The organism is Amycolatopsis pithecellobii, assembly GCF_009707865.1.
Taxonomy (GTDB): Bacteria; Actinomycetota; Actinomycetes; order Mycobacteriales; family Pseudonocardiaceae; genus Amycolatopsis_E; species Amycolatopsis_E pithecellobii.
Genome location: NZ_WMBA01000048.1, coordinates 1 through 24,329, shown reverse-complemented (window position 1 = coordinate 24,329; position 24,329 = coordinate 1). Strand labels below are relative to the sequence as shown.

At 63.9% G+C, this 24,329-nt stretch carries 16 protein-coding genes and 1 pseudogene; 11 read left to right on the top strand and 6 right to left on the bottom strand.

Features of this window, described 5'->3' with window-relative positions:
- Positions 1 to 48 precede the first annotated feature (48 nt).
- Positions 49 to 1,527, bottom strand: coding sequence for an APC family permease (locus tag GKO32_RS26110; protein WP_154759549.1), 1,479 nt, complete (start codon positions 1,525 to 1,527; stop codon positions 49 to 51).
- A gap of 151 nt (positions 1,528 to 1,678) precedes the next feature.
- Here GKO32_RS26110 and GKO32_RS26105 point away from each other — a divergent pair, with 151 nt between their 5' ends.
- A complete protein-coding gene (locus GKO32_RS26105; protein ID WP_154759548.1) occupies positions 1,679 to 2,926 on the top strand; it encodes an RsbRD N-terminal domain-containing protein in 1,248 nt (415 codons plus the stop codon).
- On the opposite strand, the gene GKO32_RS26100 is transcribed toward GKO32_RS26105, so the two are convergent.
- Positions 2,884 to 4,065 carry an ROK family transcriptional regulator gene (locus GKO32_RS26100; RefSeq protein WP_154759547.1) on the bottom strand — a complete coding sequence of 394 codons (1,182 nt, stop codon included), beginning with the start codon at positions 4,063 to 4,065 and terminating at the stop codon, positions 2,884 to 2,886. The two genes, GKO32_RS26105 and GKO32_RS26100, sit on opposite strands and share 43 nt — an antisense overlap.
- Before the next feature lie 123 nt (positions 4,066 to 4,188).
- On the opposite strand from GKO32_RS26100, the gene GKO32_RS26095 reads away from it, so the two are divergent.
- Positions 4,189 to 5,538, top strand: coding sequence for an aspartate aminotransferase family protein (locus GKO32_RS26095; protein ID WP_154759546.1), 1,350 nt, complete (start codon positions 4,189 to 4,191; stop codon positions 5,536 to 5,538).
- Positions 5,539 to 5,990: 452 nt separating this feature from the next.
- On the opposite strand, the gene GKO32_RS26090 is transcribed toward GKO32_RS26095, so the two are convergent.
- Entirely contained in the window at positions 5,991 to 6,467 is a 477-nt protein-coding gene (locus tag GKO32_RS26090; RefSeq protein WP_208024546.1) for a VOC family protein, read from the bottom strand.
- A gap of 207 nt (positions 6,468 to 6,674) precedes the next feature.
- On the opposite strand from GKO32_RS26090, the gene GKO32_RS26085 reads away from it, so the two are divergent.
- On the top strand, positions 6,675 to 7,667 hold the full coding sequence (locus GKO32_RS26085; protein ID WP_154759583.1) for an IS110 family transposase: 993 nt from the start codon (positions 6,675 to 6,677) through the stop codon (positions 7,665 to 7,667).
- 5 nt (positions 7,668 to 7,672) lie between these two features.
- Here the strand turns inward: GKO32_RS26085 and GKO32_RS26080 are convergent, their stop codons facing one another.
- Positions 7,673 to 8,620: a fumarylacetoacetate hydrolase family protein gene (locus tag GKO32_RS26080; RefSeq protein WP_154759545.1), complete on the bottom strand. Its 948-nt coding sequence runs from the start codon at positions 8,618 to 8,620 to the stop codon at positions 7,673 to 7,675.
- Between the two features lie 95 nt (positions 8,621 to 8,715).
- Positions 8,716 to 8,934: a response regulator transcription factor gene (locus tag GKO32_RS38175; protein ID WP_166459735.1), complete on the bottom strand. Its 219-nt coding sequence runs from the start codon at positions 8,932 to 8,934 to the stop codon at positions 8,716 to 8,718.
- A gap of 51 nt (positions 8,935 to 8,985) precedes the next feature.
- Here GKO32_RS38175 and GKO32_RS26070 point away from each other — a divergent pair, with 51 nt between their 5' ends.
- Positions 8,986 to 9,318, top strand: a complete 333-nt coding sequence (locus GKO32_RS26070; protein ID WP_166459734.1) for a hypothetical protein — start codon at positions 8,986 to 8,988, stop codon at positions 9,316 to 9,318.
- On the opposite strand, the pseudogene GKO32_RS26065 reads toward GKO32_RS26070, so the two are convergent.
- A pseudogene (locus tag GKO32_RS26065) lies at positions 9,315 to 10,134 on the bottom strand (IS5 family transposase). The gene GKO32_RS26070 and the pseudogene GKO32_RS26065 overlap by 4 nt on opposite strands.
- A gap of 163 nt (positions 10,135 to 10,297) precedes the next feature.
- On the opposite strand from GKO32_RS26065, the gene GKO32_RS26060 reads away from it, so the two are divergent.
- The 7 genes from GKO32_RS26060 to GKO32_RS26030 all read left to right on the top strand — a co-directional run bounded on the left by GKO32_RS26060 (position 10,298) and on the right by GKO32_RS26030 (position 24,210).
- On the top strand, positions 10,298 to 11,422 hold the full coding sequence (locus GKO32_RS26060) for an IS701 family transposase (protein WP_154759582.1): 1,125 nt from the start codon (positions 10,298 to 10,300) through the stop codon (positions 11,420 to 11,422).
- Positions 11,423 to 11,569: 147 nt separating this feature from the next.
- Positions 11,570 to 15,535: a BREX-6 system adenine-specific DNA-methyltransferase PglX gene (gene pglX, locus GKO32_RS26055; RefSeq protein WP_312868558.1), complete on the top strand. Its 3,966-nt coding sequence runs from the start codon at positions 11,570 to 11,572 to the stop codon at positions 15,533 to 15,535.
- Positions 15,532 to 18,459, top strand: a complete 2,928-nt coding sequence (gene pglZ / locus GKO32_RS26050) for a BREX-6 system phosphatase PglZ (RefSeq protein ID WP_154759542.1) — start codon at positions 15,532 to 15,534, stop codon at positions 18,457 to 18,459. Before pglX ends, pglZ begins: the two co-directional genes overlap by 4 nt.
- Positions 18,456 to 19,778, top strand: coding sequence for a BREX system ATP-binding protein BrxD (brxD, locus tag GKO32_RS26045; protein WP_154759541.1), 1,323 nt, complete (start codon positions 18,456 to 18,458; stop codon positions 19,776 to 19,778). The genes pglZ and brxD overlap by 4 nt, the downstream gene beginning before the upstream one ends.
- On the top strand, positions 19,775 to 22,540 hold the full coding sequence (locus GKO32_RS26040; protein ID WP_208024544.1) for a DEAD/DEAH box helicase: 2,766 nt from the start codon (positions 19,775 to 19,777) through the stop codon (positions 22,538 to 22,540). Before brxD ends, GKO32_RS26040 begins: the two co-directional genes overlap by 4 nt.
- A 908-nt stretch (positions 22,541 to 23,448) precedes the next feature.
- Positions 23,449 to 23,727 carry a hypothetical protein gene (locus GKO32_RS26035; protein ID WP_154759540.1) on the top strand — a complete coding sequence of 93 codons (279 nt, stop codon included), beginning with the start codon at positions 23,449 to 23,451 and terminating at the stop codon, positions 23,725 to 23,727.
- 150 nt (positions 23,728 to 23,877) lie between these two features.
- A complete protein-coding gene (locus tag GKO32_RS26030; RefSeq protein ID WP_154759539.1) occupies positions 23,878 to 24,210 on the top strand; it encodes a hypothetical protein in 333 nt (110 codons plus the stop codon).
- The last annotated feature ends 119 nt before the right edge of the window (positions 24,211 to 24,329 follow it).

Here is a 24,329-nt window from a genome sequence, read left to right as displayed (position 1 = left end):
TAGTCCAAGTTGAAGGGCTGTCTGTGCCCGCGCACAGCGGGACCGGCGCTATCGGCCGACGTCGCTGAGCAGCCGTGAATAGGCCTCCGGCCTGGCCTTACGAAGGACGAGCCCCCATGCGATGCCGCCGAGCAGGGACGCGAACACCAGACCGACCAGTAGCGTCGCGAGCCAGCCACCGGTGCCCAGCAGGACGTCGACCTGGCTGAGCGCGAAATAGAGAATCGGTGCCAGCCCGGCCATGCCCAGCAGGGGCGCGATCACGGTGTTCCACACGCGCTTGTCGAGATTGTTGCGGCGGAAGAACACGAAGACCGCGATGCTCGCGACGAACTGCAGCAGAATGATGGCCACCGCGCCGATCCCGGTCATCCAGGAGAACAACGTGGTGTACGGGTCGAGGCGGGCCAAGGCGAACACGGCGACGACCACACCCACCATAATGGTCTGGACCACACATGCCACGTGCGGTGACTGGCGCTTGACGTGGGTCCGGCCGAGGAAAGCGGGCAGCGCACCCTGGCGGGCCAGTGAAAACAGGTAGCGTGCGACATTGTTGTGAAAGGTCAGCAGTGCCGCGAACATGCTGGTGATGATCAGAATGTGGATCACTCCGGTCAGCACGGCCGGCAGCACGCGGTCACTGACGGCGAACACCAGATTTCCCGACTGTTCCTTCGCCACGGACACCGCGTTGTCGACGCCCAGGGCGTTCACGATCAGCCAGGAGGTAATCGCGTAGAACACGCCCATGAAGATCACCGAAATATAGGTGGCGCGGGGCACGGTCCGCTTCGGATCCCGGGCTTCTTCACCGTAGATCGCGGTACCTTCGAAGCCGATAAAGGAAGCGTGGGCGAACATGAGAGCGACCCCGACCGCCCCGGCGAAAATTGTCGACGGCGCGAATGGCTGAAAGGAGAATTTGCCGACTGGTGTGTCGGAATTGAACAGGATCGCCACGTTCAGGACGATGATGACCGCGGTTTCCAGTGTTAGCAGCGCGCCCAGGACACGGGCACCGGAGTGAATACGATTCACACCCAGCACAAGGCATATCAGCATGGCCAGGAATGAGTACAGCCACCACGGCACGTCGATGCCGGCCCAGTCCTTCACCAGGTCGTGTGCGTAATAGCCGATGCCACCGTACAGCCCGAGCTGGATGGCGTTGTAGCCGAAAACCGCCAGGCTGGCGGCCCCGAGACCGGGGGAGCGGCCCAACCCCAGCGTGACGTAGGCATAGAAGGCGCCGGCGTTGGTCACGTGCCTGCTCATGGCGACGTACCCGACCGAAAAGACCAGTAGCACGATCGCTATCGCGAGGAACGCGCCGGCGATTCCGATGCCGTTGCCACTACCGATAATGAGCGGGTAAAGCGCGATGACAACGGTCAGCGGTGCGGCGGCGGCGACCACGAAGAACACAATGCCGGTGACGCCGATGCTATTCTTGCTCAGGCCACTTTCCGTGGCCGGCCGACTCCGCTGCGGCTCCGCTGCTTCTGCCGTGGGCGATACGCTCATGTGATCACCGTCTCTTCACGGGTGGATTTCGACTAGTCAATCAGCGCCGACCAGGAAGGGTCAATGGAGCTTTGACCTGCGATGACACGCCTATTATTGTGCGCATGCACAATCCGCACAGATCGTGGGCCCACGGACGAGGGGTGTGGTCATGAGGACATCAGCCGACGACTGGAGCCGAGGCCGTCAAGACGAGGCGGTCCGCTCGATCGCCAAAATGCTGCTCACCGAGCGCCTTGACGAACTGGCCGTCACTGCTCAAGCCCGCCTCGATCGGGAGGAGCCCGCTTATGCGGGGATGATCGAAACCGAGCCGGGGCAGAAACTGGCGGGCATGCGTAGGACACTCCGGCTGGCACTCACCCGGCTCGCGGGCGAAGCGGTGCCCTCCGAAGTCGCGCAAGCCACGGCAGACGTCGGCCGGCAGCGAGCCGAACAAGGCTTTCCGCTACCCGCGGTAGTTCGTTCGTTTCAATTGGACCTCCACACCGTGTGGGAGGCGATCATCGAGGAGGGACGCAGCCGGGGCCTTGCCGACGGACACAATTTTCTCGATGGCCTTCTGGTGGCCTGGGAAGCGATCGATGCCAACAACATCGAAGTCGTCGACGCATACCGGCGTACGCAGGCCCATTTGGACAGTCACCGCTTCGAGATCCGCAGGCGTGCGTTCGAGCGCCTGATCCTGGAGGGAGAACACGACGACGCTGTCGTCGCCGAGGCTTCGGCCGCTCTGGGCATGGCGGCGCACGGCAGCTTCACCGTCGTCGTGGCCGCCGGAGTGCCGATTCAGCATCACGCCCTCACGAAATGTCGCAACGCGCTCCAGCAGGCCAGCCTCCCCTTTCATTTCGGATATCTCGGCGACGAGTTACTGGGAATCGTGAACAGCGGACGTCAACCCGGTCGCGCCATTCACCGCATGCTCCGGCCACTGGACGACTGGCGTTGCGGGACCGCGGAAATCACCGGGCTCGGGAACACCGCCGCCGGAGTACGGCTGGCTCGCGCCGCGATGCGGAGCAGCGTCGAGTCCGGTATCCGCCCCATCAAGTCCCATTGGGTCGGCGCCATCATGTCGGGCAACGAGGAACTCGCGGGCCTCATGGCCGGGGAGGTCCTTACTCCGTTGATGAAACTCCGTGAGTGCGACAGCATCATCGAAACGCTGTGCAGTTTTCTCGAACTCGGATCGGTGGCAGCGGTGGCCGAGCAGACCTACCGGCATCGCAACACCATCCGGAACCGGCTGAAGGCAGTGGAGGACGCGACCGGCCTGAGCCTCGCGGTTCCCAACGAGGCCGCATTACTGGCGATGGCCACGGAATGGCTGAAGTCGCCCCGAGGGCGTGCGTTTTATGAAAGGTATGGCCCGGCCAGCCCATCGGCTTCGGCGTAAAGCCGCTTCGAGCGCACGGTCAGCACGTGGTCGCGCAATTGCCGGTGGGCGGCGCGGAGCCCGGCTTCGGCGGCGCCCCGGATCGTCGACAGGCCGAGCTCACGCGTGCTGGAGGTTACGATGGCCGGCACGACCGGCAGTGCGGATGCCAGTGCGTCGCGAACTTCGGGCAGCACCTTTTCCACGAGCGGCGCGAGACGACCGGTGAAGAAGACGATGGCGGGGTCGAGTGTCACGGCGACGACGCCGACCGCGGTGATGACGGCCGAGGTGAACGCAGCCACAACCGCTTCGCTCCCCGGCAGGGTGCGGGTCCAGGCGTGCTCGATCCGCCGGAGCCGTAAGCCTCGCTGGCGAGCGAAGTCGAGAAATCCCCTGCTGCTCAGTAGCCGGCCGAGGGTCTCATCGCCGACACCGGCCCGCAAAACACCGAGCTCTCCGAAGGCCGCGGTATGTCCGCGCACCAGTTGCCGGTCGACGCAGGCCGCGGCCGTGAAGACGCTGCTGACGCTGAACAGGACGGCATCTCCCCGCTCGCCGAGGTCCTCCTCGGCGAGCGTTCCGAGTAACGCCGCGTTGGCGTCGCTGTCGAAGCTGACCGGTGCTTCGAACTTGCGCTGCATGGTGTCGTGCAGCGCCGTCCCGGCGAGGAAGCCGAGCGCATCCGGGGGGCGCACGACCTCGGCGCCTGCCCGCACGGTGGCCGGGACCGCGACCACGACCTGGCGGAGGGCGCCATCGGCGGCCGCACTCACCCGGCGTACGTGCCGCGCCAGCCAGGCCCCGGCCTCCGCCGCGGAAGCCAGACCGGGCGTGGCGTGCGACTCCTTGGTGATCGCCCGGCCCCGCAGGTCGGTGACCAGCAGACGGGTGTCCTGTACCCCGAAGCTGACGCCGGCCACATGCCCAGCGCTGCGCGCCAGGTCGAGATAGGTCGACCGGCGACCACGGCCGGCCACGCTGTCCACTTCGCCGTCGACAACCAGGCCCGCGATGCGCAGTTCCTCCACGGCACGGGAGACGGTGGCCTTGCTCAGCCCGGTCGACGCCATGACCTGGTTGCGGGTGATCGGGGCCCCGGCAAGAACCACCCCGAGCACGCTGGCCGTGTTGTGGTCACGGGCGGTCGGCGAACTCATCGGACAACCTTAACGAGTGTTTTGTCTCAGTTCCAGCCTGTATGGAGGAAGAACATTGCCTTTTGGTGCTGGTCTGGATAAAGTTTCTGACTGAAACTGAAACTTAGTCCCGAGGTGGTTTCGATGACCTTCACCATGGGCCGGGCACTGGCGAACTATCCGAATCGGTTCGATCCAGGATCGCTGGCCGAACTGGCCCCGGAACTGCGATCGACGATCGAGCGGCGGATGAACGTGCTGGGGCCGGGCTACTCGCTGATCTACCGGGAGCCGGTCGGGTTCGTGTCAGGCCGCGGAGCCCACCTGTTCGACGCGGAGGGCAACGACTTCCTCGACGCGTACAACAACGTGCCGTGTGTCGGCCACTGCCATCCTCATGTGGTGGAGGCGGTGGACCGGCAGATGGCGACGCTGAATACCAACACCCGGTATGTGCAGAACGACCTGGTCGAATACGCCGAACGGCTGGTGGCGACCTTCCCGGTGGAGCTGTCCCGGGTGACGTTCGCGTGCTCGGGTTCAGAGGCCAACGATCTCGCGGTCCGGGTCGCCCGATTCCACACGGGCCACGAGGGCATTGTGGTCACTCGCTACGCCTATCACGGGATCACGCGCGAGACCGCGTCTTTCTCCCCGCACCTGGGAACGGGCTCTCCGCTGGGCCCGAACGTGCGGCTGATCGAACCGCCGGATCCGCGACGGGTACCCGCGGGCACAACATTGGCCGAGTACATGCGGGAACAGGTGCGAGGGGCGATCGCCGACCTGGAGCGCCACGGATCCGGGCTGGCCGCGCTGATCACCGACAACGCGCACACAAGCGACGGAATCTTCACCGATCCGGTCGGCTACCTCCAGGTCATGATCGACGAAGCACACACCGCCGGCGGGATCTACATCGCTGATGAGGTTCAGTCCGGGTTCGCCAGGCTCGGTGAGTCGATGTGGGGCTTCCAGCGCCATGACGTGGTTCCCGATATCGTCACGATGGGCAAGCCGATGGCCAACGGGCTCCCCCTGTCGGGCGTGGTGTTCCGCCCTGAGGTCTCCGACGAGTTCGGCCGGAATGTCCGCTATTTCAACACCTTCGGGGGCAGCTCGGTCCCGATCGCGGCGGCGGCGGCCGTGCTCGACGTCCTGGAGACCGAACGAGTGGCGGAACGCGTCCTGGCCACCGGCACGGCCTTACGTGAGGGACTGCGTGAAATCCTCGCGGAATCCGCGCATGTCGCCGAGGTGCGCGGGGCGGGCTTGTATATCGGTGTCGAGATCGTCACCGACCGCGACACTGCCACGCCGGACCGGTCCCGGACCGAAGCGGTGATCAACGCGCTGCGCGACCAGCACATTCTCATCAACGGCACCGGCATCGGTGTGAACGTCCTGAAGATTCGTCCTCCGCTGGCCTTCACCTTCGACGACGTCGGCCGTTTCCTCGACACTTTCGCGCCGATCGCTCGCACGCACCTCTGACGGCGTCGACGGAGGCTGCTCGGGCTTGCTCGAGCAGTGTCGTCTTGCCGACGCCGGCCGGCCCAGCCATGACGGTGAGCTCGGATGTGATCACCTGCCGGTACGGACGGTCCCTCAAATAGCCAATCGTTGGTAAATGAGATCCGCCAACGCATTGCCCGTCATGCCGGCTGTGCGTCGGCGACCTGCGTCCACTGACGGCTGCCGGCCCGCCTCAGACCGTTGGCGGGTCTCCCGGTCGAGACCCGCCTCGAGGACAGGCCTCAGCTGCCACGCCCATGTGCGCGGCCGATTTCTGTTTTAGACCAAGGAAGGCGACGCGTGGTCCCCATCACCGGGTCGGTTAAAGATCTTGGGTGTGGTTGACCGGTTGTCGTTGTGGAGGTCGGCAGACCACCGGCCGCACCGGTCCGGTCACTCCGCCTATATCCGTCGTTGATGTGGATGCGCACTCACCCGGCAGTGGGGGCCTGCGCGTCGCGCGAGGTGTACAGCCATGGCGAGTGCAGGTCCGCCTTGTCGTGATCCCATTCGTGGACCTCTTCGGTGTACACCCGCAGCGCGAGCCCGTCGGGATCGAGGAACACCAGCGTCCAGCCGAGGAGGCCGCGCAGTTCAGGGGAGTGTTCGACGCCTTCGGCGTCAAGGTGCCGGATCCACGCCTCGATGTCGGAGCGGCCGGGGACAGAGAAGATGAGTGGGTCGAACCCCTTGCAGCCGGCGGCGGTCAGCGGCGCCAAGCGTAGCTCGACCAACGGCAGGGTGGGGATGTCGAGGATGTAGGCGTTGAGTGTGCCGTCGAGGGCGTAGTGGTTGTACTCGGGACGGTGGGTCGCGTCGAGAACGCGCTGGTACCAGCTCAGGCTGGTGGCGAGGTCGCTGACCGGGATCCGGATGTGGTGGATCCCGTTCAGGGTTGGTGTGCTCACTGGTGTGCCCTACCTTTCTTGTTGGGTCTGAATCGGCATTCGTAGGCTTGGTGGACCCAGGGGTTCTGGGCATGGCTGCATGGTGTGAGCCGTCGGATGGCTCAAGGAGCTTGGCCACCCGGAGTCCCCGCGATGACTCGACCGCTCATTGAGAACTGCGAACGATCGCTGTGTAGGGCAACGTCGGCGAGGTCGTCTGTGGGAATGATGACGATCGAGCGTGTGGAGGTGCCGGTGCCCGAGCTGTGGGCCGGAGTGGATGTCGGCAAGGAACGTCACCACTGCGTGGTGATCAACGCCCAGGGCGAGCGGCTGCTGTCGCGTCGGGTGCTCAACGACGAGACCACGCTGCTGAAACTGATCGCTGACGTACTGGAGATCTCGCAGGACGTGTTGTGGGCGGTGGACCTCAACCACGGCGGCGCCGCGCTGCTGATCGCCCTGCTGGTCAACCGCAACCAGCCGATGACTTATCTGACCGGCCTGGCCGTGCACCGCGCCTCCGGCACCTACCGCGGGGAAGGCAAAACCGACGCCAAGGATGCGTTCGTCATCGCCGACCAAGCCCGCATGCGCAACGACCTTGGACAGCTGCGACCCGGCGACGAGAGCGCCGTCGATTTGCGCATCCTGACCACACGCCGCGCCGACCTGGTGGCCGACCGAACCCGGCAGATCAACCGGCTGCACGCGCAACTGCTGGAGATCTTCCCCGTCCTGGAACGCGCGCTCGACCTGACCAACCAGGGCCCGGTCGTCCTGCTCACCGGTTTCCAGACCCCGGCCGCGATCCGCCGAGCGGGCGCGAAACAGATCGAGACCTGGCTGGCCACACGCAAGGTCCGCAACGCCGCCACCCTCGCCGCCACCGGCGGCGATCTGGCCGCGTTCGGCAGCGCCGACCGCCTGGCCGGATTCGCCGGCCTCGCACCCGCACCACGCGATTCCGGTCGAGTCAGCGGCAACCTGCGCCGCCCCAGACGGTTCAACCGCACGCTGCTGCGCGCGTTCTACCTGTCCGCACTGGCCAGCCTCAGAGGCTGCCCCGCCTCCCGCACCTACTACTGGCGCAAGCGACACGAGGGGAAAAACCACAAACAAGCACTGCTCTCCCTCGCCCGTCGACGGGTCAACGTCCTGTGGGCCATGATCCGAAACGGAGCCCGCTACCAAGCCACACCCGTCACCACGGCGGCTTGACAACATCATTGAGAAGCTCCTTTTTCGCTGGTGGTCGGATGACGGGCGGCGACGATCCGGTTTGCGGTGCCGCCGAGTCGGGTGATGTCGGTCCGGACCAGGTCACCGGGCTGCAGGTACCGCGGCGGCTTCCGGAAGGCCGCCACTCCCGCCGGGCTGCCGGTGCAGATGAGATCCCCGGGCATGAGGGTCAGCACCGTCGAGAGATAGGAGATGATCCGCGGCACGTCGAACACGAGGTCCGTCAGGTCCGAGTCCTGGCGGAGTTCGTCGTTCACCCAGGTGCGGAGCCGGATCGCGGCCGGGTCCCGGAAATCGTCCAACTCGTCCACGGTGACCAGCGCCGGACCGCTCGGGCAGAAACCGTCGTAGCTTTTCCCGAGGTAGGGGTTGCGGTAGAAGTCCTGATCCTCGTGGATGGCCCGTTGCAGGTCACGGTCGGCCATGTCGTTGACGACGGTCACCCCGGCGACGACGTCCAGCGCCCGCTCCTCGGGGATGTCGCGGGCAGTGGTCCCGATGACCACGCCGAGCTCGACTTCGTAGTCGAGGGTCTCGACGCCCGGCCGTCGTACGACGTCGTCGGTTGGTCCGACGACCGTCCCGGATGCCTTCCCGACCGCCATCGGCCGGTGGGGTGGCACCCCGCCGGAGATGGCCACCGACTCCTTGACGTGGGAATAGGTGTTGGCGCCCATGAGGATCACCTGGCCGGGGCGCGGTATCGGCGGCCCGATACGCGTGCCGGACACCGGCACCATGTCGGCGTCTTCGGCCTCCTTGACGAGCAGGGCGGCGATCTCTCGCCAGTACGGCAACGAGATCAGATCGGTCAGCGTGCCGACAGCGTGATGTCCGCGCCGTGCGAGCGCGCGACGGACATCAAGTAGCTGCTCACCGAGCAGGATGCCCGGACTTTCGATCTGCGAGGGCCCGAAGCTGGCAAGGCGCACGACACTCCTTTGGGGTGGACTTGCGGCATTTCCGCGGCGGTCATCCAGGGTGTACTTCCTGGAGTGTGACCGACAGCCACATTTGTGGGGGTTCGCTAAAGCAGACCCTGTAGCCGTGCCCGGAAGACGGCTTCGCCGCGCGAGTGCGCATCCAGCTTGGTGTAGAGCGACTTTGAGTAGGTGCGCACCGTCTCGGTGGTCAGTCCGAGTTGCCTGGCGATCTCCTGGTAGGAAAACCCGGAGTCCAGTTCGCGCACCAGATCGAGTTCGCGTGGGGTCAACGCCGGCACCGCAGGTGCCAGTCCGGTTGTCACCGGCTGTGTGTCGGCCTGCTTGACGGCGGCGAGGATCCGGTCCTTCGACCAATGCCTGGCGATAACGACGGGAGAACCGTTGACCATCCGCGATTCGCGGTCGGTGAGCTCGACGACCTGCACGACGCCACCGAGTCGGCCTACCGGCTCAACGTGTACATCCGCGATGCGGGCCTGAACGAAGCCGCGCGCGCCCGGCGACGTCGCCTCAAGTCATGGATAGACGAGCAAATGCGTGCACAAGCCGCCGCAAAGGTCAAGGACAAGCGGTCCGCCGACGATTTCCGCCGTGACGCCGAGAAACAGGCCGCGTACACACTGCTGAACCGGCTGGTCATACTGCGGCTGCTGGAAGCGCCCGGCCCCTCAGGTAAGAGGTCCTAACACAATGAGTTGATCTTGAGTCGGCGCCAGCAGATGATGCTGCATCCGATGCTGAGGAAGGCTTCGTGGATGTCGTCGCGGATTTCCCACCGGAGCGCAGCCGCCGGAACCAGTGCAGCAACGCGAAGCATTGTTCGACGACCCAGCGGTTCAGGCCCAGCCCGGAACCGTGCTCGGTGCCCTTGCGGGCGAACCGGGGCTCGATCCCCTTCGCGCGCACCAGGTCTCGGTGCTTGTTGGAGTCGTAGGCGCGGTCGGCGTAGATCTCGTCAGGGCGACGGCGGGGCCGCCCACGTCGTCCCCGGACAGGCGGAATCGACTCGACCAGCGGGAGCAGTTGGGTGACATCGTGACGGTTGCCGCCGGTCAGCGTCACCGCCAACGGGAGGCCGCCGCCCTCGGTGATCACATGATGCTTCGAGCCCGTCCTGGCCCGATCGACCGGACTGGGACCGGTTTTCGGGCCCCCTTTAACGCGCGAACGTGCGACCCGTCCACCGCGGCCCGCGACCAGTCGATCAGCCCAGCGGCATTCAGCTTGGCCAGCAGCAGCTCGTGCAGACGCTGCCACACCTGCGCATCGTGCCAGTCGCGCAGCCGCCGCCAACAGGTCATCCCCGAGCCGTATCCCATCTCCTGCGGCAGAAACTCCCACGGAATGCCCGTGTACAGCACGAACAGGATCCCGCACAACGCTTTGCGGTCATCCAGCCGCCTGCGGCCAGGGTTGCGGAAACGCCGCTCGACCTTGGGCAGCAACGGCTCGATCAGCTCCCACAGCCCATCCTCGACCTCCCACGGCCTGCGCTGGGCCACACCAACCTCCCGCCAGACGATCACCACTCCGGCAAGATCAAACCACACCCAAGATCATTCTGTTAGGACCTCTAATACTGCAACGACACTTTGTTACGTGTTGGCTGGGTGTGTCGGCTAGGCTCAGCGCTGTCCATAGTGTAGTTGATCTTGTGTGTTGGAGATGGTGACGGGCTGGTCTGCGCGGTTCGCTGAGTTCGCGGGGCGGTTCGCGACGCGGTTTTCGCGGGTCGAGCCGCGCCGGCAGATGGTGTCCTACCTGCGGGGACTGCTGGCCGAGGTCGAGCGGAAGAACGGTTGGACGCTGGCGGAGATGGCCGGTGAGGCCGGCCCGCAGGGTATGCAGCGGCTGCTGAACTTCTATGCCTGGGACGCGGATGGGGTACGTGACGACGTGCGGGGCGCGGTGGTCGAGGTTCTCGGCGACGCCGAACGCGGAGTCTTGATCGCGGACGAGACCGGCTTCGTGAAGAAGGGCATAAAATCCGCTGGCGTGGCACGCCAGTATTCGGGCACGGCCGGGCGGATCGAGAATTCCCAGATCGGGGTGTTCTTGGCGTATGCGTCGGACCGTGGCCGGGCGTTGATCGATCGGGAGTTGTATCTGCCGAAAGACTGGATCGCCGATCGTGACCGGTGCGCTGCCGCCGGCATTCCCGACGATGTCGGTTTCGCGACCAAGCCGGAGCTGGCGCAGCGGATGGTGGAACGTGCACTGGCGGCGAATATTCCGTTTGCGTGGTTCACCGCCGATGAAGCCTACGGCCAGGTCGGACGGCTGCGGCTCTGGCTGGAAGCGCAGGACATCGCACACGTGCTCGCGGTCCCCAAGTCGCAGATGGTGATTTCCATGGATCTGCGGCAGCGGCGCGCCCACGCCGTCATCGCCGAGATCGACCCGGCTATCTGGCAGCGTCTGTCCTGCGGCGATGGCGCCCACGGCCAGCGGATCTACGACTGGGCCGCGGTCGACATCCGGCCCCTGCGTTGCCCCGAGGCCGGGCATTGGCTGCTGGCTCGCCGCTCGATCAGCGACCCGACCGAGATTTCCTACTACATTTGCTTCGGCCCTGCCGAAACCGATTTGCCAGAACTGGTGCGTGTTGCCGGAAGCCGCTGGGCGATCGAAGAAAGCTTCCAAACCGCGAAGAACGAAACCGGACTCGACCACTACCAGGCCCGCAGATACGAAGCCTGGTACCGGCATATCACCCTTTCGATGGCTGCCGCGGCGTTTCTCGTGATCACCCGGGACGCCGCGAAAAAAGGGGCTCCACGCCCGGCCTGATACCGCTAACATCCAACGAAATCCGCAAACTACTCAACCGCGTCACCACGCCAATTCGCCACACAATCCAGCACGCCCTGCACTGGTCACGATGGCGACGAAGCAGCCAAGCCCGAGCCCGAACCAGCCACTACCGCCGCCGACAACATCTCGAAGTGTCGTTGCAGTACTAAGCCGTTACGGGCGCCCGCCGTGCTGACCGGCGGCTGGGAAAGCCGCGGCTACACAGACTTCCGCGACCTCGCCAAAGACCTGGTGCGCGCCGACGAGACCGAGGGCTACGCGTTCCTGCTGCGCCTCACGTTCGAAGACCTCGCCATCGAACTGCCTGGTCTCTACGGGCCTGCGGGTATCGCTGATCTAATTCCAGTCCCGGCGTCGACGCTCCGGCACGTGGTTGACGCGCTCAATGACGATGCGCTGGACAGTTGCTGGACCGACGACATGACCCTCGGCTGGGTCTACCAGTACTGGAATGACCCCGAACGTGAAGCCCTCGACGACAAGCTCAATGGCGGCGGCAAGGTGGAGCCGCACGAGATCGCCAGCAAAACCCAGATGTTCACCGAGCGCTATATGGTGGACTGGCTGCAGAACAGCCTCGGACCCATGTGGCTCGCCATGTGCCGCAAACACGGCTGGACCCCGGAAGTCCAGGCTGACGGCACGCTGGACCGGTTGGAAGAGCGGCGCACGGAGTGGCGGGCCAAGCGCGGGTCCGGCGAAGTCGAGCTGACCGACCTGATGCCGCTGCATACCGAAGCCGAACGCCACTGGGCCTACTACCTGCCGCAACCGATCCCCGACGACGCCGTGGCACAAGCACCCGACACCGTGCGTGACCTGAAGCTGATCGACCCAGCAGCAGGCTCAGGCCATTTCCTCGTCGTGGCGCTGGACCTGCTTGTTCCCCTTTATCGCGAGGAAGCACGGCACCGGGGCGAAGCCGACGCGGAGCGCTGGTCCGACCGGGCGATCATCGAACGCATCTTGTCGCACAACCTGCACGGCATCGATCTTGATCCACGGGCGATCCAGATCGCGGCGGCGGCCCTCTGGCTCAAGGCCCAACAAATTTGCCCTGGCGCCCAACCTGAACGGTTGAACCTGGTCGCGTCGAACCTGCGTCTGGCCGGCCTCGCCGACGACGACCCGGCACTAGTCGAACTGCGCCGCGAGGTCGAACGCGAGACCGGCCTACCCGGCGAGCTGACCGACACCCTGATCCACGCCCTCCGCGGCGCCGACCATCTAGGCAGCCTGCTCAAGGTCGACGCCGCGGTGGACAAGGCACTGGCCCAACACGAAGCCGCGTTCGGCCGGGCGATCAGCGAGCAGGGGTCATTGTTCGACGACGGCACGCCACAGCCCAAACGCACCACCATCGGCCGTGCCGAAGCCAAGGCCACCCTGCTCGACCGCCTGGAAACCTTCCTAACCAGACACACCAACGGCGACGACCTAGGCCTCCGGCTACGCGGCGAACAACTCACTGCAGGCGTCCGCTTCATCCGCCTTGTCCGCGAAGGAACGTACGACCTGGTTATGGCCAACCCGCCATACCAGGGCACCAGCAAAATGGCGAACTCGGCGTATGTAGAGACAATGTACCCACTTGGCAAAGCCGACCTGTATGCAGCATTTCTCCTACGAGGTTTGGAACTGGTGCGCAATGGGGGATATACTGCGCAAGTATCCATGAATGGGTGGATGTACCTTAATCAGTATGCTGAATTTCGAGGGAGCATACTGGAAGAACATTCTGTCCAGTCCGTGGTCGATCTTCTCTGGTCTTCCTTTGAGCAAATGCGCGATAATACTATCGCAATGTACTGCCTGTTGCGGGGAATAACGAAGGGCGTGCAGGCCGCAGGTCTAGTTCCAACACCTCGGGACGAACCACGCGATCGGTCTATTTCGGCACTAAACAGAAAGCGTGCGGCCGTTCTCTGTCACAACGGGAGATGCACCTTCGACCCCGCCAAATTGAAGGTCGTTCCAGATTGGCCTCTTGTCTATTGGTGGGCCAACGACATTATTAACGTGTACACACACTATGCAAAGTTGGCAAACGTCGCCCCTGTGCGTAATGGGATGTCCACGCAAAACAACGCCCGCTTTCTGCGCATGCAATGGGAGTTATTGCCGTCTCGGGTGTATCTGGGGCTTGGCGACCTGAATCCTTGCCCATCCGAAGAGTGGGCTTTGTACATTAAAGGAGCAGAAGGGCGGGCGTGGTTCGAAGACGCGAGGGATGTAGTCCGATTCTCTAACTTTGGCATGGAAGCAAAAGTTTTCAACGAGATGTTGTACGGATCGTACTCCCGGACAGTTAAGAACGAGGGTCTCTACTTCAATAAGGGTGTTGCCTTCGCTCTCATCGGCAGCGGGTTCAGCGCACGCGCCCATCGGTATCGTTCGGTCTTCGGACATATGGGCGCATCGGTTTTTCCCGGCGAGGACAATCTGGCAACTATCGTCTGCCTGTTGAACTCATCTTTTGCTCGATTTATTCTTTCGTCGCTAAATCCGGGAGTGCATTTCCTTGTTGGTGACGTAAACCGACTTCCACTGTTCCCCATGCCGGACGCTGATGCCATCTTCGCTCAGGTCGAGGCGGCATTCGTCACGCATGAATCTCACCGTGAACCCTCTGTCGAGTTTCGTCGCCCTGGCCCTTCGGCCTGGCGTCATGTCCAAGAGTGGGCCCAAGTCGCCATCGACCGTTCACCGGGTACGCCATTGCCAGAATATGTTGAAGAGCTTGATCCTGAACCCGCCGTCGACCACGCTAGTTTCGCGCTCGGCGTGACTCTTGGACGTTTTGATTCCGAGGGAAAGGGCGTGTTGAATCCCACGACTGCCGACCTGTCCCATGTGTTGCCGGGTGGGATCTTGTTTCTTGATCGGACGTTGGACGCCACGGATTGGCGGGACAGTCTTGGGGAGTCCGCCGCGGCGCCGTTGCATACTGCTTGGGCCGAGTACGGTCCGGCGATCGGGACGAGGCGCGGGCTGCGGGACTGGCTTGCGCTTGATTTCTTCAAGGACGTCCATAAAGGCATGTATGAAAACCGGCCTATTCATTGGCCGCTGTCCTCGTCGGGCAAGACCTTCGTGGCGTGGGTTAATATTCACCAGATGAATGAGCAGACGTTGCGGGTGCTGCTCGCCGACCATCTCATGCCGACGCTGAAGCGATTGGAAGGCGAGCTTGCCGATGTCCGCGCAGCCCGGGACGGCGCGGACAAAAAGGCCGCCACTGCCGCCGAGCGGCAATACGTTCGGATGGCCAAGGCACGGGACGAGTTGCGGGCCTTCATCGCCGATGTCGAGCAGTGTGCGGATCGGGGTGCGCCGCCGACCGACGACAAGTGTCCGGCCCGTGAGCGGGACGCACGGTATGCGCCTGATCTCGACGACGGGGTGATGATCAACTCCGCCGCGTTGTGGCCGCTGCTCGACCCGCAGTGGAAAGACCCGAAGAAGTGGTGGAAAGAGCTGGCCGTCGCGAGTGGTCGCAAGGACTACGACTGGTCCCATCTGGCGGTGCGGTATTGGCCGACCAGGGTCGACAAGAAATGCCAGAACGACCCCAGCCTTGGCGTCGCGCACGGCTGTTTCTGGCGTTACCACCAGGCGCGCGCGTGGGCATGGGAGCTGCGGCTGCAGGACGAGATCGGTCCCGATTTCCGGATCGAGGAGCCGCCCTACCATCCAGGAGGACGCGACATTGGTGACCGCGGCGACGACCCGCACCGCGAAACGTTCCTGCGTGACCAGCCCGAGGTCGCCCTCGCGGCCATCGAGAACGAGGCGATCCGGCGGATGGGGCGGGGTAAGAACCGGAAACTCATCGATGAACTGCGTCTTCTCGAAGCGGGTCTGTGGTCGGCGCACGCCGAGGAGTTGTGGGACATGGAGCTGCGACTGGCCGAGAAGCAGGGCGCTGAGCTGTGCATCGTCGCGCCCGACGAGCCCGCTGCCCGCGCGGCGTTCGAGACGAAACATCCGCAGAAGGCGCAAGCCCGCAAGAAACGCCTCGCCGAGCTCGTCCCGCTGATCTTCTTCGCGGACGAGGACTTCGGGAAAAGCGCGGAGGACGACGCATGACGACGGCAGCGGAATCCCCGCCTTCGACGGCGGGAATCGACGGCCCGGTATCCGCGACGCTGGAAAAAGACCTGCGTTCGTGGGTGCGTAAGCAGGGCTTGGTCATGTGGCTGGACCAGGCTGGGCAGTACAGCGAGTTCGTTGATCGGCTCCAAGCGTTGCGCTCCGCCGGGGCTCTGCCGTATGAGGTGCATGCGTTTCGTGGGAGCCACTTGGCGCTGATGCTGGCGTTGGACGGGGTCGCCGCCGGGACCGAAAAGCCGCCGTTGGTCGTTCATCTGCCCGGGTTCACCGAGGAGACCGTCCGTCGGACGCCGCTGTTCGAACTGTACGCGGCGGGCACGCGCTACCGGAAGGCATTGCACACGCTGATCACCGACGCCGCGGCCAGCCGGGTGCGCCCGGACCAGATCGTGGCGTTCACCGCGCAGCCGGACCTGACGCTCGCCGGCGCGGACGCCTGGCTGAGCGCTCTCCTGAACGACACAGGCGGGGGTCTCCCGGCTCAGCTACGTGCTATGAAACCGACTGCCGTATTCGACGACCTGCTTACCGGCGGGTTCGTTGCCACCTGCATCGGCCAGCTCGACGACGAGAACGCCCTGTGGGAACGCCTCGCCGCATGGGTCGGTCTCCCGGAAAACTGGCGTGACATCACGCTGCCGCCAACGCCGCCGCGCGCTGAGGACGTGGCGTTCGCGGCGGCGAGCTGGGCGCTGTGCGTGGAATACGTGCACGACCCGAAACACGAACCAGCCGGGGCGCTGCTCGGTCCTGCGGTGAACCTGCCGAGTCAGATCATCGAGACCTGCCGGACGGTGGCCGCGCACCTTAGGGAGCGATACCCGGACTTCTATCGGCGAACGGCCGACGAGACCGAGGCGTTGCTGGCCGACGAGGTCGAGGCGGCCCGCGCCGAAGACCTCGGCAAGATCGACACGTTCCGGTTCGAGGAGGACAAGGTCCTCAAGGCCGCGTTGGTCGCGCTCGAACGCGCGGACTTCGACCAGGCGGCCGAGTGGGCTGATCCGCGGACGGCACCTGAACCAGCCGGTGCGTCGTTCTGGCTCCGGGACGATCCGGCACGGCAGTCCGCTTGGCAGCTCGTCCATGCTGCAGCCCGGCTTGGTCAGGCGATCGCGCGGGCGGGCGACCGCATCGGCATTGCCAAAGGCATGCACAATGGCATCGAAGCTGCTGTTGCCACCTACGTCGAACGTGGCGCAGCCGTAGATCAGGCGCATCGGCAGCTTGAGCAGCTTCGGATGGCGCTGCTCTACCCGCTTCTGCCCGAGTTCGAAACCCTACGGAGCCGTCTCGACGGGATGCGTCACGCCTGGCGCGTCTGGGCTGACGGCTGGGCACGGGAGTTCAACACGCTCTGCAAGACCCACGGTTTCCTCCCAGGCGCCTCGTATCAGCAGCGGACGCTTTTCGACGAGGTGGTCAAGCCACTGACCAAAGAACCCGGCACCACCGCCTACTTCGTCGTCGACGCGTTGCGGTTCGAGATGGGCGAGGAGCTTTATCGCCAACTAGCCGACACGCCGGCCACTACTGTGCTGATCAAACCCCGGCTCGCCGAGCTGCCGACAGTGACCGCAGTGGGCATGAATGTACTCGCGCCGGTGGAGAAGAACGGTCGGCTGCAGATCTCGCTAGCCGGTGATACCGGTGGCATTCAGGGCTTTCAGGCCGGCGAGTTCCGCGTGCGAGACCCAGAAACACGCAAACGTGCCATGCACGACCGGGTCGGCGGCGCGACATGCCCATGGCTTCCCCTCGACGAGGTTGTCAGCCGAGATATCGCCTGGCTCAAGCGCTCCATCGCCAAAGCACGGCTGATCGTCGTGCACAGCCGAGAGATCGACGACGCTGGTGAGAAAGGCGTCGGCCCTGCGATGTTCGACGTTGTCATGCAGAAGCTGCGGGCCGCGTGGAGAACGTTGCGCGACGCGGGTGTGCGACGCTTCGTCATCACCAGCGACCACGGCTTCCTACTGTTGGACAACACGCGCGCAACTGCCCAAGCCCATGGCCGTCGCATCGATCCGAGCCAGCGGTTTGTGTTCTCGCCGGTGCCGGCTGATCACGTAGGAGAGGCGAGGGTCGCGCTGGCGGACCTCGGCTATCAGGGAGCAACCGGGCAGGTGATGTTCCCGGAGACCACCGCGGTTTTCGATACCGGTCGGGTGGTCAAGAGCTTCGCGCACGGTGGCAACAGTCTGCAGGAACGGGTCATCCCGGTGCTGACCGTGGCGCATCGCGCGGCATCCGGCGGCAGCGGCGTTCAGTACGGCGTCACCGCCGCGGCTAGCGAGGGCGTCGCCGGAATGCATTGCATCGAAGCCAAGGTCGATGTCCTTGGCGACCAATCGCTGGACTTCGGCAGCCCCGCAGAGGTCGAGCTCGCGTTGAGGGTGCACGATGTAGAGAACGTGTTCGTTGAGCTCGGTCAGACTCGTGGCGGCGCGCGGATCTCGGGTGGCGTGGTCGTCGCGACCGTCGGTAAACGTTTCGAGGTCTTCTTCCGCCTCACCGGCGCGCTCGACGAGCGGGTGCGCGTCGAACTTCATCACCCGAGCGCCGAAGTTAACGTGCAGCCGTTCGTACCAGATGCGCGGTTCGCTGTTACCGCCACGCGGGAGATGCCGGCAGCAGCGCCCGCGCAGGCAGCAACCACCACGACGAGCAATGCAAGCTGGCTCCAGCAATTCCCCGAATCGGGTGTCCGACAAGTGTTCGAACATCTGGCAGCGCACGGTACAGTGACCGAAAATGAGGCTACCGCGATGCTGGGCGGCCCGCGTGGCCTGCGGCGCTTTGCCATCAAGTTCGAGGAATATGCCCAGAAGGCTCCTTTCGATGTGCGCATCGACATTGTGGCTGGAGTGAAGCGATACGTACGCGAGGGAAGCACATGAGCACGTTGACCAACAAAGGCGTCGAGCACGTTTTTGAGTCATTGCGTAAAGGCCTGGTGCCGGAACGAGGAATCGATGCGTTTGCCGTCGGCATCGAGAAACAACGCGGAGAACTGCACCGGCAGCTCGACCTTGCGAACAATAGCGAGGGCACCATCAAGTTCCTCCGTGGTGGCTATGGCTGTGGCAAGACCTTCATGGCCCGCCTTGCTCTCTTGGACGCGCGTGCTCGCGGATTCGCGACCAGTTTCGTCGTGGTCTCCGACAACGATCTCAGGTTCCACCGCTTCGACGACGTGTACCGCAAGGTGCTGACCGAGCTCGGCACCGCGTCGGCGCCACGCGGCGCCCTCGGTGACATCCTCGACCGTTGGATCGGCCGTGTGGAGGAAAGCCTGATCGCGGCCGGAGAGGACGACTCGGACCCCGCCTTCGACGCCAAGGTTCGCAAACGCCTCGACGAAGACCTCGCGGCGATGACCGGTGGCCAGGCGCCGCAGGACTTCGTGCGCGTTATTCAGACCATTTTCGATCTGAAGCAACGAGGCGACGTCGCGGAAGCTGGTGCGCTGACGTCGTGGCTGTGCGGCAGCGGCAACGTCGCCGCGTCGGCAAAGAAGGCCGCAGGCATCAAGGGCGACATCGGGAGCCGTGATGCGCTGGATTACCTGCGCGGTGTGCTCGAAATCGTGAAAGCTGCCGGATACTCCGGGCTCGTCATCGTCATCGATGAGGCCGAGACCATTCTTCGCATGCGTTCGGACTCGCGGCACAAATCGCTCAACGGGATTCGGCAGATCGCTGACGCCGCAGGATCATATCCAGGAATTTTATGGATATTCACCGGTACGCCGGAATTTTTCGATTCACGGCACGGCGTCGCTGGCCTTGCACCCTTGCACGACCGAATCCGTTTTCTGAAACAAGGCCGCTTCGCGAGCATGCGACAGGCTCAGCTCGAGCTTGTGCCGTTCGATGCCGACCGGCTTCGTTCGGTCGCTCTTCGTCTCCGCGAGCTGTTCCCCACGTCGGATCGTGGCCGGCTCGATCAGAAGATCAGCACGGCTTTCGTCGAGCAGTTGGTAACGGAGGTGACCATGGGGTTCAAAGGTGACGTCGGCGTGGTACCACGCCAGTTCCTACGTGAGTTCGTCACCCAGCTCGACCTGGTCGAGGAACACGTGGACTACGAGCCTATGACCGAGTATGGGTTCTCGGCCAAGGAACTCAGTCCGGAAGAGCAGCATGTCCTCACCGGCGCTCCGCTCGTCGACTTCGACGAGCACGAGCAGCTTGTGCCTGCCGAGGACGTGTGGTGAGTGTCTTTGCCCGCTTCGCACCGCGCCTCCAGCAGGCGATCGTGTCCAGGCTCGGTTGGTCGAGCCTGCGACCGGTGCAAGAAGAGGCAGGCGAGGCACTGCTCGCCGGCGACAACGCGGTCATCTTGGCGCCAACCGCGGGTGGCAAGACCGAAGCATCGATGTTTCCCACCCTGTCCAAGCTGGTCGAGAACGAGCCCGACGGCGTCGGTGCACTCTACATCGCGCCGCTCAAAGCGCTGCTGAATAACCAGCAGGATCGACTCGGTCGCTATACCGATATGGTCGGCCTGCGTCGGTTCGTGTGGCACGGGGACACCGCCGACCACCACCGCCGCCAGTTTCTCCAGGAGCCCGCTGAGCTTCTGATGACGACGCCGGAATCACTCGAAGTGATGCTGATGTCCCAGCGAGTGGACGAGCATAAGCTGTTCGCCGACCTGCGGACCGTGATCATCGACGAGGTACACGCGCTGGCCGGATCGGACCGGGGTGCCCACTTGTTGAGTGTGCTCGAACGCCTGGCACGAATCTCTCAGCACGACGTTCAGCGCGTGGGGCTGTCCGCGACCGTGGGCAACCCGGAAGCGATCCTAACCTGGCTGCAAGGCACGTCGAACCGACCAGGACGCATCGTAGATCCGCTGAAGGAACCCGTCCGCCGACGTCTTCTAGTCGTCTACCGGGAGAATCTCGCCGAGTTGTCCATCGACGCGGCGCGCGTCGCGAGCGGGCAGAAAAGCCTGTTCTTCTGCCAATCCCGGGCTACGACGGAAGCCGTCGCCGAATACATGAGACGCGCGGGAATCGCCGTGTTCGTGCACCACAGCGCGGTGTCCCGAGAAGATCGCCAAATCGCCGAAGAGCGTTTCCACCACGGCAGCGACACCTGCATCGTGTGCACCTCCACCCTGGAGCTGGGCATCGACGTCGGCGACCTCGATCGGGTCCTGCAGGCGGAGGCACCGGACACTGTGAGTTCGTTTATGCAACGCATGGGCCGAACAGGGCGACGAGGAGGGCAATCGGCCAACACCACGTTCTTCTGCACGACGACCGAGGGCATGCTGCAAGCCATCGCTGTGATCGAGCTGGCCAAGACTGGCTGGGTCGAATCCGTCGAGGTAGAGCAACGTTGCTGGCCGGTCCTTATCCATCAACTGCTCGCGATGTCGCTGGCGACTGGCGGGGTCACGGCCGACGACGCCTGGGAACATCTGGCCCACGTACCCGACTTCCAAGGCATTCACCGAGCCGAATACGACCGACTGCTGAACTGGATGCTCCGAGACGGGGCGTTACGGCTCACCAGCGGCCAACTGGTCCTCGGACCGAAGGCGGAACGCCGATTCGGCCGCAAGAACTTCATGGAACTCTATGCGGTCTTCTCCAGCCCACAGACCTACACGGTGGAAACCGCCAGCGGTCAGCCGCTTGGCTCCCTGAACCAAGCCTTCGTCGACCGACTCGTCGAAGGCATCAGCAGCTTCCTACTCGGCGGCCGCGCATGGACCGCACTGCGACTAGTGCACAACGATCGTCGCCTGGTCGTCGAACCGGCCCCCCGTGGTCGTCGGCCCACGTGGGGCGGATTTCTCCCACAGTTCCTCGGGTTCGACGTCTGCCAGCGCATACTGTCGGTGCTCCAGAGCGACGACCGTTATCCATACCTTGACGACGCGGCATGGGCGGTACTCGCCGAGCACCGCGCTTCCATGCTAGAAATCGTCAACCCTAAGCGCGGCGGAATGGAGTTCGACGACGGCGAGATTCGCTGGTGGACCTTCGCCGGAGGACGTATCAACGCGACGCTTCGCTACGCACTCGAAGCCGTGGGCGTTGGCTGGAAAGTCATCCCGGACAACTTCTTGATCAAGATAAAGGGCGTTGTCGACCGCCGCAGTTTCCTCGACGCACTTGCCAAAATCACGGAACCCGACTTCTGGGAGAACGACCAACTTTGGACGGAAGTCGCCCAATCACTCCCAAACTACCGACTCAGTAAGTTCCAACCACTGATGGCACCATGGGTTGAACGCGAGGTCGTGGCGCGCTACTTGCTCGACATCGGCGGTGCTTGGCGATGGTTGTCCGGGATCGAGGCCACCCTTTCCCGCGTGCCCGACGGCGTCCGCACCTTCACCCGCGAGGACATGGATGCTGTTGGTCAGCTTGCGGAAATCCCAGCGGATCTGCCTCTCCTGCGCCGAGAAGAGGACCGCCCGCTGATCTGGGTCCGCGCGCTACCGCAACTCGAGGCAGCGGTAGCTGCATTGACGTCCGAGCCCATCGTCGGCCTCGACGTCGAAACTACCCTCACGGATCGCACTCTGTGCCTAATCCAGATCGCCGCTGGCGAAGCGACCTATCTCATCGACGCACTCGAGGTACCCGACCTGGCCCCACTCGGACAACTGCTCACCAGCACTGAAACAATAAAGCTGATCCACAACGCCACATTCGAGCGCAACGTCCTCGGCCGGTATGGCTACTCCCTGGAAGGGGTGCTGGATACCCGCGACACGTCACGCCAACTCCGCAGCACAGCTACCGGCCACAGCCTCCGCGAAGTCTGCGCGCGTGAGCTAGGCGTCAAACTCGACAAGCGAGAGCAAGCAAGCGACTGGACCCGGCGCCCCCTCACCGACAGCCAGGAAACCTACGCCGCACTCGATGCCGAAGTCCTGCTCCGCCTACATGCACGGTTTCAGAAGAGTACGGACGACCGCTTCAACACTGGCACTGGCCACGAGGTCCCGTGAGTGCAAGCCCGGGGAATTACGTGATCGTTCACAGTGGTTAAGCCTCGACCATCGATGTCGAGCCTTCACCAATGACTATCCATGTCCACGCTCAAGCAATCGATAGAGGTTCGATTGCAAGGAGTTACCGTGCGACGGTCGGTCTTCACGCTGTTTTCCGCGGGGCAAATCTGGGGCACAGGTGCGCGCTGAACAGCGTCGAGCTGCAGTCAACTGCACTGAACGGCACCGTTTTTTCTGCGGGTTCTCCGTTTGTGCAGGTAGAAAGGTCTAGGCCACCTCGCTGGCAGTGAGGGGGTCAGGGGTTCGAGTCCCCTTAGCTCCACAGTTTTCAAGATCGTCCGGCTCTGCGATTTTCGCAGGTCGGGCGTTGTTTTTAGGTGCGACGAAATTTTGTCCATTGTGGACTTCGCTTCAGTTACTGTTCAGTAAGTGGAGCAAATCTGGAGCAGGGCTTTGACCCCGTTTGAAACGGGGTCACGGAAACTGCTCCAGGCGGGTCACCCAGCTGGGCGGTTCTGCACATTTTCTTTTGTCGGCGGCTGGTTTGTCGTTGTTTCGCATGTGTCGTGCGGCGCGGGCCGCTCAATGCACGCATCGTGGGCATGGCTGGGAATGGTGATCGGGCTGGCGGCGGTGGCGACCGGTTTCTGGTGGTTGTGACGTGTCGTGACGGGCCGATCTGCACGGTCGGGGTGCCTAGCGGCCCTGGGTTTGGTGTTCGGTTAGGGCGGCTGGTGAAGTGCTGGCGCACAGGCCGGGTCCGCGGCTGTCACCAGAACAGGTGTGCATTCGCCAGCGCAGAATCGGCGCGCGGCCACGAACAGGCGGAGGTAGGGCTCATCGAGTTTGGCGTAGTTCTCATCGCGCACACGTTTGACTACATATACGCGGAGATCCTCGATCCGATGATCGCGCACCACCTCGAGCCGCTATCCGACCTTCCGAACGAGATCGAGGCGGTGTGGATCCTCCTCGCCGAGACTCATCTCGTGATCTGGTCGCGTGTGGCGAATCGCTGGACGAACTTGCTGTTCTCCGGTGGCCCTGTGCCGCCTGCCACCGAAGATGACGATGTCCTGATCGCCGTTGATGAGGAGTTCCGCCACCTCATCGGCGACGACCAGGCGTCGCCGTTCGCGTTTACACTCACCGCTAGCGACTCTGCCTTTGGTAGGACCACGTAGGTAAACCGGTTGAACCCCTGACCTGCCGAGACGGTCGCGACGATACAGCGATCAGTCGGCCCGTCAGGCGTCCGGTAACCGCCGTTCCGATACCGTCCGACCGCGTTGTTGATTTCCTCGACCTCTATCTGGACCAGACATCGGGAGAGCATGCTGAACCTCATCGGCGGATATGGCCAACTACTCGACTCCGGGTTGTCGGGCGATCAACGCCAGGAGCAGTTCGTCGCGTTCGTCGTAGACCTGCTCGGCCACCAAGCCGTACACGCGCGTTCTGACGAGCCTCCGGGCTTCGCCGACGGCGGCCGGGTCACGTTCGTCCTGGATGGCAGGTACTACCTCCTGGATATCGTGTGGCCCGAGCAACCGCTCAGCGAAGACCGACTCAGTCGGATCCTGGCCTCGACCCCGGCGCACGGCAATGTGAAACACGCGTTGCTGTGTATGGCGGGATTCCAGGCCCCTCCGACTGGCGCTAGATGACTGATTCCGTGAAGGTCATGTGAAGTGGCCCGGGGTCTGGGCATGGGTGGAGGGTGTCCATGATCATTTTGTGACGAACGATCTGAACACCCTCCTGACGGCACTGTACGTGCTCGTCG